Origin of the sequence: Vibrio sp. D431a (genome assembly GCF_030248655.1) — a bacterium.
Classification (GTDB): domain Bacteria; phylum Pseudomonadota; class Gammaproteobacteria; order Enterobacterales; family Vibrionaceae; genus Vibrio; species Vibrio alginolyticus.
The window spans coordinates 170,970-184,883 of record NZ_JAHGAP010000015.1 but is presented as its reverse complement, the minus strand read 5'-3'; the positions used below and the strand labels follow the sequence as shown (position 1 = coordinate 184,883).

Genomic DNA, 13,914 nt, shown 5'->3' with positions numbered 1-13,914 from the left:
CCAGCACTTTTGCCTCTATCGCTTATCAGCAAGGTTGGGTATTCTGAAGTGACCAACATGAGCAGGGGGAAATCGCAGTGAACTTAAGGCAATTAGAAGTCTTTTACGCCATTATGCAAGCAGGAACGGTGTCAGGCGCGGCTCGCTTACTGCACGTTTCCCAACCTAATGTCACTCGAGTTCTCGCCCATACAGAACAACAACTGAGCTTCGCTTTATTTGAGCGTGTAAAGGGCCGTCTCGTTCCCACTCAAGAAGCCAAAGCCTTATTGCCAGAGGCTGAAAAAGTCTATCAACAACTCGGACAATTTCGCTCTCTGACCAACAAAGTCAAACAGGGAACTCAACATTTACGAGTTGGTGCTCCGCCTGTTTTGGCCGCACACTTGTTAGCGCCGACTGTCGCGTTGTTATCGAAAGAGCACAGCATCTCCTTTGAGCTCTTAACGGCCAATCGCGATGAGCTGTGCTCAGGTTTACTGAAACATGAACTGGATGTCGCCATTGCGTTCGGTGAAGAAACACCACCAGCGATCATGGGGCACGTGTTATTGAAAGAAAACTTAGCACTGATCGCTCCTAAAAGCGCAGCGATACCCGCAGAAAAAACCGTCATTTTAGAAGAACTCATCAGTCACGATTTACCCATTATCGGTTTAGATAGCCGAGACCCTCTGGGCTTGCTGTTACATCAAACCTTGTCAGCGCGTGACGAGCATTATCAACATGCCATTACCGTCCGCAGCTACTCCGCGGCGGCTGAACTGGTGAAAAACGAAGCAGGATTCGCGATTGTAGACCCTTGGACTGCAAAACAATATCGCCAAGATAATGCCGTTTCCGTGCATGCTTTGGAGCCAAATATGTCCTTCTCTGTCTCTATTTTATTCGCAGAGCACACACCTCAATCCATTGCGACAAAGCAATTTATCACCGCCCTAAAACAACAGATGGTTTAAAGGTATAACCTGAAGTTATACCTGCCTAACAAATAAGCATTCGGTTTCCTAAATCAGTCTGGCTACATTAATGAGCAATAACGATGACGAAGGGAACCATCATGCAAATTGCTCAACCTTACCTACTTTTTCTTGGCGATGTAACCGATCCACTCGCAGCAAAAACCGCGCGTGGCATATATCAATGGCGACCTGAGATTTGTCTTGGCCAAATCCGCCTGACGCCAGAAACCGTATCGCTTAGTTTAACCGACATGACACTACAACAAGCGCAGCAGCAAGGAGCAAAAACGCTGGTGCTTGGCACTGCAAATCCAGGAGGCGTCATTCCCGAAGCTTGGCAAGCAACCTTACTTGAAGCGGCAGAGATGGGATTTGAAATTGCATCGGGCATGCACCAACGTTTGGCGGAACTTTCTCCTCTTGCCGATCTAGAACAACGCGGATTAACCAAACTGTATGATGTTCGCCATTATGATGCCCCGCTCAAGGTCGGCAATGGCAAAGCTCGCGCAGGCAAGCGAGTACTTACTGTAGGGACAGATTGCTCCGTTGGAAAAATGTACTCTGCCCTTGCCATTGAGCATGCATTGAAGCGTAAAAACTGTCGTGCAGAGTTCAAAGCAACGGGTCAAACCGGAATTCTCATCGCAGGCAGTGGCATTTCGATTGATGCTGTAGTTGCCGATTTTATCTCCGGCGCAGTAGAAGCGATCAGCCCTGAGTTCACCGATCACGATTGGGACATCATCGAAGGGCAAGGTTCATTGTTTAACCCTTCATTTGCTGGCGTAAGTTTGGGCTTACTTCACGGCGCACAAGCTGACGCTCTGATACTGTGCCATGAGATTGGTCGCCCGCACATCCGCAACTTACCACATGCGAACTTACCAACCATTGAACAAACGATAGAAGCGAATCTGGCCGCTGCTCGCCTAACAAATCCAAACGCTCAATTAGTGGGTATTTGCTTGAACACTTCGGCGATCAGCGAAGAAGATGCAGCCCAGTTATGCCAGGATTGGAGCGACAAATACCAGGTGCCCGTCACCGACCCTGTGCGTTTTGGCGTTGATGCGGTTGCAGATAGGCTCCTTACGATTTAAGAAACATTTACGGTTTAGAAAATAACTGCGGTTTAGGGAAAACTAGTGAGATGAAAATTCATGTAGAACCTGTCACGCTTGCCATGGCGACACCATTTCGCATCTCTCGCGGCAGTCGGACAGAGTGCCACGTAGTCCGCGTGACAATTGAACATCGAGGCATGACAGCCCAAGGAGAATGCACACCATACCCACGTTATGGTGAATCGGTTGAATCGGTAATTAAGGCGATTTCTCACGCCTCGCATGAACTGCAAAGTTTGTATGCCAAAGGCGAAGCTGATGTCATGGTTCTCAAAAGCCTGCTTCAATCGTTATTGCCCGCGGGGGCGGCAAGAAATGCATTGGATTGCGCCCTTTGGCATCTTCACGCGCTTTTGAGCCAAAAGCAGCAGGTTCACGACCTCTTTACGTTACCCGAGGCGATTGTGACGGCGATGACGGTTTCTATCGACAAGCCGCAAGCGATGGCAAGACAGGCACAAACTTACCTTAGCCAAGGCGCAAAACTGCTTAAGGTAAAACTGGATGGTGAAAACGTGATTGAGCGCGTTGCAGCAGTACGCGATGCCGCGCCGCACGCACAAATTGTCTTAGATGCGAATGAAGCGTGGCAAAACCTCGACCTCGCGACGGTATTTGCTCAACTCGAACCGCTAGACATCACCATGATCGAACAACCGTTGCCACAAGACTGCGATGACGTACTCGCCAGCATTCCGCACCCCATTCCACTTTGCGCCGATGAAAGTTGTCACACCAGAGAGCAATTGCATCAGTTGGTTGGCAAATATGAAATGGTGAATATTAAGCTAGATAAAACTGGCGGGCTCACTGAAGCACTATTATTAGCCGACGACGCCCAAAAACTCGGTTTTAGCCTCATGTCCGGTTGTATGTTGGGGACGTCGCTTGCGATGCGTGCTGCCTTACCCATTGCTGCTCAGGCAAGCGTTGTCGATCTTGATGGCCCGGTGCTGCTCGGACAAGATGTAACGCCAAGCTTGGTTTATCGCGACGGCGAAATCGTTCTTTCCAAATAGCCTAAACAATCCAGAGGTTTTGCTCCAAAAGTCAGAACCTCTGAGTTTATGATCTCGATTAAAAAACAATCAGCCCCATCATGAAATAAGTCACATAAATTATACGGTTATTACGGCATGCTAAGATTACAGTGGTCCAAGAAGGTGGTCTTATGCATCGAGTCATCCGAAAAATGACATGGAAGACGAATAGGCGGTAATCCCGCCCTACTCCAATGCAGTGCGTGGGTTTCTATAGCAACCCACTTCCTAGCAATTCGTAGGTTTTTCACGCCATCTTGCAAGGAGGCTCTATGCCTATCAACAAAATACGCAATATCGCTTTTGTCGGCCAAACCGGGACCGGTAAAACCACGCTAATAGAAAAACTGCTCTTCACCTGCGATGCCACGCACCATTTAGGCAGCGTAGAAAAAGGCGATACCGTTACCGACTTCGACCCTCAATCCATCCAATATCAACACAGTATTGAAGCAACGCCAGTCGCACTGCGCTGGAATAAACACCGGCTCAATATCATCGACACTCCGGGACAAAACGAGTTACTTGGCCGTACTATCAGCGTTTTTCCTGCCGTTGAAACATCTGCCCTTGTCATCGACCCTCAAACCCCACTTAACCAAACTTCCGATCGCTTATTCACCTTTGCTAAAGAGCAGCAAAAATGTCAGATGATCATCATCAATAAGCTCGATAACCACGGTAATCAGTTAGAAAGATTGATGGAGAACATCGTTGAGCATTTTGGGGACCACTGCTTGCCGATCAACTTACCTTCGGCTGACGGGGAATCTGTAGTTGACTGCTATTTCGAACCAGAATTGGGACGAGAAACCTTACTTGCAACGGTAGATGAAGCTCATGAGACCTTAATTGACCAAGTCATCGAAGTCGATGAAGAACTGATGGAACTGTATCTGGAACAAGGCTCCGAACTCACCGCAGAGCAACTGCATGATCCGTTTGAAGAAGCACTGAGAACTGGACATGTGATTCCGGTCTGTTTTGTCTCAGCACAAACCGGCGCGGGCGTCGAGTTGCTGCTGCGCACCTTGGCGGAGATCATGCCCATGCCAAACGAGGGTAACCCTCCTCTACTGGAAAAGAACGGCAAAAAAATCAAAGTAAATTGCGAAACCTTAGAGCACACCGTCGCACACGTGTACAAAGTCAGCGTCGACCCATATATGGGAAAACTTGCCTACTTACGTGTGTATCAGGGTGAAATCAATGCGGGCAGCCAGCTTTATATTGGCGAAAGCAACAAGGCATTTAAAGTTGGGCACTTATATCAACTGCAGGGCAAAGATAGAACCGAGATCCCTCGCGCGCTTGCAGGCGACTTCTGCGTTTTAGCCAAAGTGGATGATCTCGAATTCGATTCAATCGTTCATGACTCTCACGAAGAAGATGGAGTTCAACTCAAAACGTTGGACCTTCCTGACTCCATGTATTCTTTGTGCTTGAAGCCTCTTAAGCGTGGAGATGAGCAAAAATTAGGAGATGTGCTGAATAAAATTGCCAGTGAAGATCCTTCGCTGCGCATCGAACATCGCGCTCGCACCAACGAAACCATCATCAGCGGCCAAGGGGAGTTTCACCTCAAAGTCGCATTAGAAAAGATGGCGAACGTGTACAAACTGGACGTCGAAACCTGCCAACCAAGCGTCGAATACTTTGAAACCATCACCAAACCTGCCGAAGGGCATTATCGACACAAAAAACAAAGTGGCGGTGCAGGCCAGTTTGGTGAAGTGCAATTGAAGGTTCGTCCACTCGAACGTGGTGCCGGATTTAAGTTCATCAACAAAGTGGTGGGTGGCGCCATCCCAACCGCGCTCATTCCTGCTGTTGAAAAAGGTATTTTGCAAGCGTTAGAGGAAGGCGCGATTTCTGGCAACCCAATTAAGGATGTGGAAGTCACCGTTTATGACGGTAAATATCACTCCGTCGATTCGAAAGAAATTGCGTTTGTCATCGCAGGTAAGAAAGCCTTTTTAGATGCTATTAACAACGCCGATCCTATTGTGCTAGAACCCATTGTCCAGATGGAACTGCACATCCCAACCGCGAATGTTGGCGATGTTTCTGGTGATTTATCTGGCAACCGAGGCTTAATCGAAGGCTCCGAGCCAATCGACAGCAGCTTCACCTTACTCAGAGCCAAGTCACCTGTAAACGAGCTGCAAGATTACGCTCGTCGATTACGCTCTATCACTGGTGGTGAAGGCAGCTTTAGTATGACCTTAAGCCATTACGAGCCTGCGCCACCAGCAGTGCAAAAACAGGTCTGCCAAGGCAGTACACAACAAGGTTAATTCCCTAAGATTCAAATCAATCACATAAACAAAAAAGCGCCCTCATTTTGAAGGCGCTTTTAGGTAAAAGAAAAATTATTTATCGAGAGACAAACCTATCTGACTGATTTTGCTTTCAAACTCTTCGATGCTGTTCGCTTTGTAAGTCGGAGCACCGTTAAAGTAGCGCGGTTTCTCTGGCAGCATCGCATTTTTCAGCTCTTGTTCTTGATCGATATTGTCATGGTAAACCGTTACACGATTTGGAATATCCTGCTTCATTACAGCCATTTTGGTTCTCCTTTATTAAGACGAATAGTAAGCGTAGAACGAATTTATCGGAGTACAGGCGAGACTGTGTAAAATTTAGACACTCACAGCAAAATCATATTTAAACAGTTGCATTTAATATTTTTGAGGCACTTTGTCGTGGCTATTGGCAAACGTGAGTGCAGCGATTAAGGTGAGCTCTCTCTACATGAAGACAGGAAGTCCGGTGTCGCAACAAGAATTCAACCAAATGGGCAGTGCCAAAGTTTTTCTCATCGAAAAAGATGGCGTCCAAGTAATAGAAAAACGTAACCCTACTCAAATAGAAGTGGCGTTTTATCAACGCTATGCCGAACAGTTTAACGCGCTTGGAATACACGTACCGCGCTTGATTCAATTCGACGACCAGAAAAACGTTCTGCACATTGAATACGTTCCCCACGCAGTCGAGCAAGCATTCTTACTTGAAGATGATCGAGTCATTGAACAACTCGTCAAACTGCACCAACTTCCACCAACATCAGATGGTGTTTATCACCGCCACCAGTGGACACCACAAGCGACTCAACAAGCACTCGCTACACTTGAACTGGGCTCAGAGACAGAGCAGTTCTTCCACAACCTCCAACAACGATCGGCGCATCTTTTCGATGGACAGAACTTGATCTCCGGAGACTCGAATGCTGGAAACTGGGGACAGCGCGAAAATGGCGAGCTAGTGCTGTTCGACTGGGAACGCTTTTCTACAGGGCATGTCGCGATAGATTTAGCGCCGCTCATCGAGGGCATGGGCACATTTGATGATTACTTGAACGTAGCAGGCAAGTATATAGAGTGCGCAGAGAAAGGTGAAACAACAGAATTGGCGCGCGATATCGGACTAGCAAAAGCGTGGATCGTTGTCGAGGTAGTCAACATACTGGTCTCCAGAGAGAATCCGCAGACCAGCAAATATTTGGACTGGTTTCGGCAAACCTTGCCGCAATGGGCCAAAAGCCTTAGCGCTCAGGTGATGAGTTAGGCTCTGAGATTTGATATAAACGCCTTTCAGGTTCTGCGCATGAGGTTTCGCAGTTGCATACTTTATCAACACCGACGTTGTTTAAACCGCCGCAACTTCCTTGAATACGCTTGTTATGAAAAATGACGCCAAGTGACATCAACAAAATGATTGCGAGAAAACCAAGAAAGGTAAATAACCAAACCATATTAACCTGCCTTATTAGCCATCGACTCTAGCTTAAGTATAGCAGGGCTAGATGTTGCTTTGAGTAGCGCTTTAGGTCTTGCCAACAAGGAGGTTTTTGATTTTTGGCCACCACAACCACAGGAGCCGCAGCCGCCTTTTTGTTTGTGAACACTTTTCTTATGATTGTTTGATGGGCGTCCTTGAGAGGGCTCAATCAAAGGCTCTCTTGGAACCGCAAGCACATCTTCCAATGAACTACGAGTAGACAGCCTAAATACTGGCGTGCCACTGCTAAGTAGCTTTGCCAATACACGTTCACCAATATTTCGCACAAGAACAGCATCCACATTGTACCCTTGTAGAGACTGAATCAACTGAGACTTCGCATTACAACCCGCTTGTGGCATAGAAGCAATGTTCGCTAAGTTTTTTAGCATACCGTCAGTATCAGAATAAATAGCGATGTATGGTGCTTTTACAAAGTGGTTTGCCACCCGCTCACCATCATTAGGAATAGCATAAATCATAAGTTTGACTCCTCATTCGGAAAAACTAATGCATGACCTTCAACTAAACTTTTTGCGACTTTCAATCTTGCACTTTTTACTGTGTTACCAAAAGTTTGTCTAGAAACGCCCATCTGCTCCGCAGCTTGCTGCTGGCTAAGCCCCTCTAAGTCGGCTAAACGTAGCGCTTCTAACTCTTCTGGTAATATGGCGACTTGCTCCAACTGATTAAATGGAATGCCATTGGGCTTAAAGCAGTGGTGAGCCGCACGTCCGCATATTCGTCTTTCTATCTTTGGTCTTGCCATCATTGTCCCTCAAAAACACAGAGTCAAATTACGCCTTAAACTGGCATATGCCAATAACATTTTTAGCATATGCCAATAAACTAAGTTTGCAAAAATCAACACGACAAATACGTAATACATCAGCATTAATTAGACATCTAATAATTTAGAAATTTCGATGACAAACGAGCAAAAAGATCAATTCTAATTAACCGGATAATAAAAACGTTAATTTGCGCAGATTTTTCATACAAATACACGCTAATGTGTTCATTTTATTGAAGAAGAAAAACTATAATCCAAGCAAATCATTAGTTTGAACACTAATGATTGTTTTATTTAAAGGATGTATACCTAAGGAACGAAAAAGAGAAGTTTGACGATATTCGCCTGAGCTTAAAGAGTAATACGTTCGATAAAGAACCTGTCGAACGACCATTACTTGGCCTAGGTGCCCTACTCTTCTTGCCAAATTAAGTTTCTTGAAAGCGCTTAGGTATATCAGAAAAAGGAAGTACATATGTCTGACTCAAATTGGCTCAGCGAATTCCCGGAAATGGATGCCTCTGATCTCAGGGCGATTCGCAAAACACTCGACGGCGCCTACAGAGATTTCTCTCGCGAGTATGGTGAACTCATTGAGTCTCTGTTTGATCCGCTCCTTGCGTTTCTTGTCTGGTTTGAAAAACTTCTGATTTCTACACCTTGGTTCATTATTTTAGGTGTCTGCACCACTCTCGTTTATGCCGCCAGCCGCTCTTGGAAACTGGCCGCTGCATGTTTTGGTTCGCTGATTCTGATTGGCTATTTCGGAATGTGGGAAGACACTATGCGCACGCTCAGTATCATCACTGTGTGTACCATGCTTGCCATTGCACTCGGTATCCCTATCGGTATCGCTATGGCGCGCTCTAATCGCATTCAGTCGGTGGTAACACCATTACTCGACGTCATGCAGACCATGCCGGCATTTGTGTATCTCATTCCAGTTGTGATGTTATTGGGCATCGGGAAAATTCCTGGCCTTATCGCAGTAGTGATCTACGCGATTCCACCGGTTATTCGTTTAACCAATTTGGGCATTCGTCTAGTTGATAAAGAAGTATTGGAAGCCGCAACCGCATTTGGTGCCAGCACTCGGCAACGGCTTTTTGGGGTTCAGCTTCCGCTTGCAATGCCAACCATCATGGCGGGAATTAACCAAACGATCATGATGGCACTGTCAATGGTGGTCATCGCATCAATGATTGGGGTAAAAGGTTTAGGTCAGCCTGTTCTAAAGTCTATTACCAATCAATATTTCACTCTTGGTCTTCTCAATGGTTTAGCAATTGTCGCCCTAGCAATCCTTTTTGATCGTGCTTCACAAGCGTATGCGAAACGCACTCAAGCTCATTTAGGAGACTCAAAACATGACTAGTCCACTTATCGAAATCAGCGGTCTGTATAAAATCTTCGGCCCCAAGCCCAATAGCGTGATTGAGCGCGTTAAGTTGGGACATAGTAAAGAGCAGGTTTTAACGGAAACGGGCCACACGGTCGGACTAAAAGACATCAACCTGCAAATTCAAAAGGGTGAAATTTTTGTCATTATGGGATTATCCGGTTCTGGAAAATCCACCATGATTCGCCACTTCAACCGATTAATCGATCCAACCATGGGGCAGATTTTGGTAGAAGGGGTGGATGTCATGCAACTTTCGAACAAAGAGCTTGAACAGTTTCGCCGTCACAAGATGTCTATGGTGTTCCAGCGCTTTGGTTTGCTGCCTCATCGCACTGTTATCGACAACATCGCATATGGTTTGGAAGTTCAGGGAATGAATAAAGAGGCGCGCTTAGAAAAAGCAAATGAATGGTTAGAAACCGTTGGACTGACGGGTTATAAGCACCAGTATCCTGCTCAACTATCGGGTGGACAGCAACAGCGTGTGGGCCTTGCACGGGCACTGGCTACCGACGCCGAAATACTGTTGATGGACGAGGCTTTTTCAGCATTGGACCCTCTGATTCGGAGCGAAATGCAAGATCAGCTGGTAGAGCTGCAACAGAAGCTGCACAAAACCATTATTTTCATTACTCATGATTTAGATGAAGCGCTTCGACTTGGCGATCGCATCGCGATTCTTAAAGACGGTGAACTTGTCCAACAAGGTTCACCAGACGAAATTTTACTGCATCCTGCCGATGAGTACGTTGAAGCCTTTGTAAAAGACGTCAATAGAGCGCGAGCACTGACAGTCGAAACGCTGATGCAGCCACCTTCGTACTGTGTTCGCGCTGAAACCATTGAAGATGCGCTGAGTGAAATGAAACGTGTTAAACGTGATTATGCCTACCATGAGACCAATGCAGGCTATCAAGGCGTGATAACACAGCAAGGATTGCTAAACGCAGCGAAGTTAACTCACCGATCAGATTGGCGTGATGATATCTATGAAGAGGTGCCTATCATCTCTCCACATTTAGCCATTGAGCAAGTGCTGACTGAAGTCATGTCGTGTGAACATTCACTGCCCGTCATCGATGAGCACGGCCATTTGAAAGGCGAATTAAATCGTCAGGTTATTGCGGAGCTGTTTTCTGATCAACGAAGCACAAAACGAGGCACTTCACACTCAAGCTTCAATAACGTTTCTTAGATGATGTTGATAATACAGCTCACAACAATGTGAGCTGTTATCAATTAACTCGCTCACAATCCCCTTTTAGATATTTGTCTGTGGGCTCAAGCTTGATACCCAAAGCAACATTTACATTGTTCTGATTTTCCTGACAATTTCATGCTCATATCCGGTTTTATTGACATAGTTAGATCATTCTATTGCTTTTTGATGACGCAAATCCTCGATAAATGTCTACTATTACTCTCATACAAAATCTTGATTTAAAGAGGGATAAAATGAAAAAGACAATGTTGGCACTAACAGGCGCGGTAATCATTCTTGCAGGCTGTCAAGATGAGAAACCTGCCGAAACAAGCGCAGTTGAAGTACCTCAGGCAACGGAAACTGAAGTCACCACCAGTGCAGACGTTACGACTGAGACAATTGACACGTTACCAGTAGAAGAAGAACAGGTAATTACTGAAGAGACATTTGTAGACTCTGAACACAACGCACAAAGTGCTCTGGACTGGAACGGCACCTACAAAGGAACACTACCTTGCGCGGATTGTGCTGGTATCGATATGACCATCACACTAAATCAAGATGGCACTTACGTACTTGAAGAAAGCTACCAAGACAAAGAAGACGGTCAATCAAAATCTGAAGGTCAATTCACTTGGGACGCAAATGGCAGCATCGTAACGTTGACAAATGAAGATGCACCAAACCAATACTTTGTTGGTGAAAACGTACTTATGAAGCTAGACATGAATGGCGAAAAAGTAACGGGTGACCTAGCACCACTATACAACTTAACGAAACAGTAAGAAGCTAGTATCAATACCTGATAAATACCCAAAATCCGAGCCACCCCAGCTCGGATTTTTTCGCTGTTTTAACGAAAGCTATTCCAGCAACCTTTCTATTCTGAAGCAACATTCTGCTTCTTACCCTGATTGTTCATTACATTTCCATACGCTTTGCCGATAGATGCTTACAACGTCATTTTGTACAGTGTTCAAAACAAAACAGAACAACTCGGAAAAATGATGAAAAAAACATTAATTGCACTACTTACTCTGACAGCTGCTGGCTCAGCTTTCGCTGGCGATACTTACATTCGTAACGGTAACATCTACAACAACGAAGGCGGTTGGAACGTAGAAGCTGGTGTGGCTCAAGGCAGCGATCTTTTCAAAGATCAAAAGCATAATACAGCACCAATTCTCAACGGTGGTTACCATGGTGACGACTTTAATGCCGACCTAAGTGGCATTAACTACCGCTTCTTCGGTAACACCAATGAGTTAATCAACATGAGTGCCTACCTTGTAGGTAGCGGTGTAATGCGCGACGGTGATACAGCGAAAAGCCTGAAAGGCACAGATAAACGCCGTTTCGCCGTCGATCTAGGTTTAAACGCAGACTTTACACTGGATCAAAACAACGTCATTTCTACATACCTTCAGCACGATATCAGCGGTGCTTACAAAGGTTACTTAGCGGGCGCGACTTACTTCCACATAATGAAATTCGGTAGTGTTGATTTTGTTCCTTTTGCTAACCTAACTTATCAAAGTGAAGACTACGTAGATTACTACTTTGGTGTAAAACAACGCGAAGCAAACGCAAACCGCAAAGCATACAAAGGTGATTCAACGGTAAGCTATGGTGTGGGCTACAAACTTGTTATGCCAATCAACGACAACTGGCAAGTAAGCCAAATGACACAATACACGCGCCTAGGCAGCGGTATCAGCGACTCTTCTATCGTTGATAGTGCAAACCAATGGGTTGTTGGCGCAAGTGTGTCGTACAACTTCTAATCCGACACGCCCTTATAAAGCCATCATTTCGATGGCTTTATGCGTTGGACATTTGCATCATCTTGCACACAGACGTTAGTGTGAATGAGCAATCCATAACCTATGTAAGTCGCTATAGCCTGTATTCTTCACCTGCACACCTCGCACTTGCTGTGTTTTTGTCACTTCTTCGTAGCCAACAAACAAAGGCAAATATAGGTACTGATCGCGCAGCGCTTTCTCTAGGTTTAATAAAGACTGCAGCGAGTGATCATCAGCCATCGCCCTGCGAACCTTTTCTCTGTGGCTTAACATCTGGCTTTGATCAAAACTAAAACGCAGTCCAGTTGCTATCGACAGCCATTCGAAGATGCCATATTCAAATGGTGCTTCCATGACTTCCTCAATGAAGAGCAAATCTGCTTGGTGAGACACTACCTCAGGAAAACTAATGTCATCAATAACGACGATCTCCAACTCCAATCCCGTCGCACGAATCACACTGTGCAACCATTCGGAATGACGAATTAAACTCGGTATCGTCCAGACAGGTTCAGCTAATACCACTTTACCTTTCAGTTTAGGTATCACACCACCATCTGTTATTGATAAATCTTGCTCATGAGTCTCTAACTGAATGCTGTCAACGGCACTTGGCGCATCATAAATTCGCTTTTGCACATGGATGTAATCAGCGAGTTGATACCAAGTCTCTTTTGTGAGTTGGGATTCCGCGCGTTCGCGGTAGATCAGATATGAAAATGCGCTAATTTTTTCCACTTCAACGTGATCGGAGCTTTGGTTAAAGCTCAACATATTTAAGGTTTTAACATCACCATGAGACAGCGTTATTTGATCTAACAATGCGCGTGCTGAAAAATACTCTTTGTGCGCTTCAAGAGTCATACTCTCCTGGTTCCAGCCGCTGATTTTAAATGGCCCAGTCCCTATGTGGTAGGAATAACTAGAACCGAAAGAGACGACATCTCGACACAGAATAGACGCATGAGGAGTTGCTAGCATGTATGGAAACAACTTGTTCGGATACTTCAATATGATTTTTAAGCAGTTAGATGTTTCTGCAACCACGCTATCAATGCATTGCCAGAGCTCGTGAACTGGTCCTTTTATCTCCCTGAGTCTTTCTATACTCCAAACCACATCCTGTATATTAAGGGGCTCGCCATCATGGCGATATATGCCTGGCCGCAACCATAACGTCATTACCTTGCCTTCCATTTTCCATTCGTGTGCTAACGATGGCTCGATACCACCATTGGAATTTTGGGTCAGCAATACGTCATAAACGCTTTTCGCGACGTGTAATTCAGTGTGACGGTAAGTATTCGCAGGGTCGATTTTGGATACCCAAGGGTAAGAAGAAATCAAAATAGCGTTATTTGATTCGTTCAATCGATTCACTTTTTCAGAAGCGATAGTCAGTGCTCTAACCGCGGTTTGACCGAACCAATCAATAAGTTTCGTTATTGAGTTCATTCTTCCTCTGCCAAGCTCCTCAACCAAAAACTCGGTCATCGCTTGTTGGAGGGAAATATTAATACTGAGACGGCTAGCGTTACTTCGGCCAATCGCAGGTTGCCAATCGACCCAATCGTAAGTGGCAAGCTTTTTCATCACAATAGAAACATTGCGCCTCGACGTGCAAATCACCGCTTCTAGCTCAGAAAGCGTAACAAGGTGATACTGGTGAGGTTCAAAGTGCTTTAACAGTAGATCCAGATACCTAAGATTGACATCGTTCACAAAGATTCCTAAGAGTTATTCCAAAGCAAAAAAATAGCACAGGACGCTTAGCAACTAAACTTCCTGTGCTATATCTAAA

14 protein-coding genes are annotated in these 13,914 nt (G+C 45.5%); 9 read left to right on the top strand and 5 right to left on the bottom strand.

The features are described from left to right. Nucleotides 1–77: 77 nt before the first annotated feature. The 4 genes from KJB35_RS13870 (at nucleotide 78) to fusA (ending at nucleotide 5,426) form a co-directional block, all read left to right on the top strand. Nucleotides 78–959 (top strand): LysR family transcriptional regulator, encoded by an 882-nt coding sequence (locus KJB35_RS13870; RefSeq protein ID WP_005387199.1) that lies wholly within the window; start codon nucleotides 78–80, stop codon nucleotides 957–959. A 101-nt stretch (nucleotides 960–1,060) separates the two neighbouring features. Beyond that, nucleotides 1,061–2,065 carry an N-acetyltransferase DgcN gene (gene dgcN / locus KJB35_RS13865; protein ID WP_025998657.1) on the top strand — a complete coding sequence of 335 codons (1,005 nt, stop codon included), beginning with the start codon at nucleotides 1,061–1,063 and terminating at the stop codon, nucleotides 2,063–2,065. A gap of 50 nt (nucleotides 2,066–2,115) precedes the next feature. Beyond that, nucleotides 2,116–3,108, top strand: a complete 993-nt coding sequence (dgcA, locus tag KJB35_RS13860) for an N-acetyl-D-Glu racemase DgcA (RefSeq protein ID WP_054576162.1) — start codon at nucleotides 2,116–2,118, stop codon at nucleotides 3,106–3,108. A gap of 293 nt (nucleotides 3,109–3,401) precedes the next feature. Beyond that, nucleotides 3,402–5,426: an elongation factor G gene (gene fusA, locus KJB35_RS13855; protein WP_005387204.1), complete on the top strand. Its 2,025-nt coding sequence runs from the start codon at nucleotides 3,402–3,404 to the stop codon at nucleotides 5,424–5,426. A gap of 75 nt (nucleotides 5,427–5,501) precedes the next feature. Here the strand turns inward: fusA and KJB35_RS13850 are convergent, their stop codons facing one another. After that, nucleotides 5,502–5,696: a hypothetical protein gene (locus tag KJB35_RS13850; RefSeq protein ID WP_005373920.1), complete on the bottom strand. Its 195-nt coding sequence runs from the start codon at nucleotides 5,694–5,696 to the stop codon at nucleotides 5,502–5,504. Nucleotides 5,697–5,883: 187 nt separating this feature from the next. On the opposite strand from KJB35_RS13850, the gene KJB35_RS13845 reads away from it, so the two are divergent. Beyond that, the gene (locus KJB35_RS13845) at nucleotides 5,884–6,696 is read left to right on the top strand and encodes an aminoglycoside phosphotransferase family protein (protein ID WP_049872752.1); all 813 of its coding nucleotides are present in this window, start codon (nucleotides 5,884–5,886) and stop codon (nucleotides 6,694–6,696) included. On the opposite strand, the gene nqrM is transcribed toward KJB35_RS13845, so the two are convergent. Genes nqrM through KJB35_RS13830 form a run of 3 tightly spaced genes read right to left on the bottom strand, consistent with a single transcriptional unit; the run spans nucleotide 6,674 to nucleotide 7,678 of the window. Next, nucleotides 6,674–6,883, bottom strand: coding sequence for a (Na+)-NQR maturation NqrM (gene nqrM / locus KJB35_RS13840; protein WP_017635136.1), 210 nt, complete (start codon nucleotides 6,881–6,883; stop codon nucleotides 6,674–6,676). The two genes, KJB35_RS13845 and nqrM, sit on opposite strands and share 23 nt — an antisense overlap. 1 nt (nucleotide 6,884) lies before the next feature. Then, the gene (locus KJB35_RS13835; RefSeq protein ID WP_005373923.1) at nucleotides 6,885–7,391 is read right to left on the bottom strand and encodes a NifB/NifX family molybdenum-iron cluster-binding protein; all 507 of its coding nucleotides are present in this window, start codon (nucleotides 7,389–7,391) and stop codon (nucleotides 6,885–6,887) included. Then, nucleotides 7,388–7,678 (bottom strand): DUF134 domain-containing protein, encoded by a 291-nt coding sequence (locus KJB35_RS13830; protein ID WP_005373924.1) that lies wholly within the window; start codon nucleotides 7,676–7,678, stop codon nucleotides 7,388–7,390. Before KJB35_RS13830 ends, KJB35_RS13835 begins: the two co-directional genes overlap by 4 nt. A 499-nt stretch (nucleotides 7,679–8,177) precedes the next feature. Between KJB35_RS13830 and KJB35_RS13825 the strand changes: the two genes are divergently transcribed. The 4 genes from KJB35_RS13825 to ompV all read left to right on the top strand — a co-directional run bounded on the left by KJB35_RS13825 (nucleotide 8,178) and on the right by ompV (nucleotide 12,092). Beyond that, complete coding sequence (locus tag KJB35_RS13825) at nucleotides 8,178–9,077, top strand: proline/glycine betaine ABC transporter permease (RefSeq protein ID WP_005373926.1); 900 nt, start codon at nucleotides 8,178–8,180, stop codon at nucleotides 9,075–9,077. Further along, the gene (locus KJB35_RS13820; protein ID WP_213907747.1) at nucleotides 9,070–10,299 is read left to right on the top strand and encodes a glycine betaine/L-proline ABC transporter ATP-binding protein; all 1,230 of its coding nucleotides are present in this window, start codon (nucleotides 9,070–9,072) and stop codon (nucleotides 10,297–10,299) included. The genes KJB35_RS13825 and KJB35_RS13820 overlap by 8 nt, the downstream gene beginning before the upstream one ends. A 260-nt stretch (nucleotides 10,300–10,559) precedes the next feature. Next, nucleotides 10,560–11,093, top strand: coding sequence for a copper resistance protein NlpE (locus KJB35_RS13815; protein WP_005373930.1), 534 nt, complete (start codon nucleotides 10,560–10,562; stop codon nucleotides 11,091–11,093). 222 nt (nucleotides 11,094–11,315) lie between these two features. Next, complete coding sequence (gene ompV / locus KJB35_RS13810) at nucleotides 11,316–12,092, top strand: outer membrane protein OmpV (RefSeq protein WP_017635134.1); 777 nt, start codon at nucleotides 11,316–11,318, stop codon at nucleotides 12,090–12,092. A 75-nt stretch (nucleotides 12,093–12,167) separates the two neighbouring features. Here the strand turns inward: ompV and KJB35_RS13805 are convergent, their stop codons facing one another. After that, nucleotides 12,168–13,835, bottom strand: a complete 1,668-nt coding sequence (locus KJB35_RS13805; RefSeq protein ID WP_238843201.1) for an ABC transporter substrate-binding protein — start codon at nucleotides 13,833–13,835, stop codon at nucleotides 12,168–12,170. Nucleotides 13,836–13,914 lie beyond the last annotated feature (79 nt).

What these genes read in the sequence shown, in the direction of transcription:
- KJB35_RS13820 (WP_213907747.1), top strand. Translation starts at nt 9,070, where the DNA reads ATGACTAGTCCACTTATCGAAATCAGCGGTCTGTATAAAATCTTCGGC.
- dgcN (WP_025998657.1), top strand. Translation starts at nt 1,061, where the DNA reads ATGCAAATTGCTCAACCTTACCTACTTTTTCTTGGCGATGTAACCGAT.
- dgcA (WP_054576162.1), top strand. Translation starts at nt 2,116, where the DNA reads ATGAAAATTCATGTAGAACCTGTCACGCTTGCCATGGCGACACCATTT.
- KJB35_RS13825 (WP_005373926.1), top strand. Translation starts at nt 8,178, where the DNA reads ATGTCTGACTCAAATTGGCTCAGCGAATTCCCGGAAATGGATGCCTCT.
- KJB35_RS13845 (WP_049872752.1), top strand. Translation starts at nt 5,884, where the DNA reads ATGAAGACAGGAAGTCCGGTGTCGCAACAAGAATTCAACCAAATGGGC.
- KJB35_RS13835 (WP_005373923.1), bottom strand. Translation starts at nt 7,391, where the DNA reads ATGATTTATGCTATTCCTAATGATGGTGAGCGGGTGGCAAACCACTTT.
- fusA (WP_005387204.1), top strand. Translation starts at nt 3,402, where the DNA reads ATGCCTATCAACAAAATACGCAATATCGCTTTTGTCGGCCAAACCGGG.
- nqrM (WP_017635136.1), bottom strand. Translation starts at nt 6,883, where the DNA reads ATGGTTTGGTTATTTACCTTTCTTGGTTTTCTCGCAATCATTTTGTTG.
- KJB35_RS13850 (WP_005373920.1), bottom strand. Translation starts at nt 5,696, where the DNA reads ATGGCTGTAATGAAGCAGGATATTCCAAATCGTGTAACGGTTTACCAT.
- ompV (WP_017635134.1), top strand. Translation starts at nt 11,316, where the DNA reads ATGAAAAAAACATTAATTGCACTACTTACTCTGACAGCTGCTGGCTCA.
- KJB35_RS13830 (WP_005373924.1), bottom strand. Translation starts at nt 7,678, where the DNA reads ATGGCAAGACCAAAGATAGAAAGACGAATATGCGGACGTGCGGCTCAC.
- KJB35_RS13815 (WP_005373930.1), top strand. Translation starts at nt 10,560, where the DNA reads ATGAAAAAGACAATGTTGGCACTAACAGGCGCGGTAATCATTCTTGCA.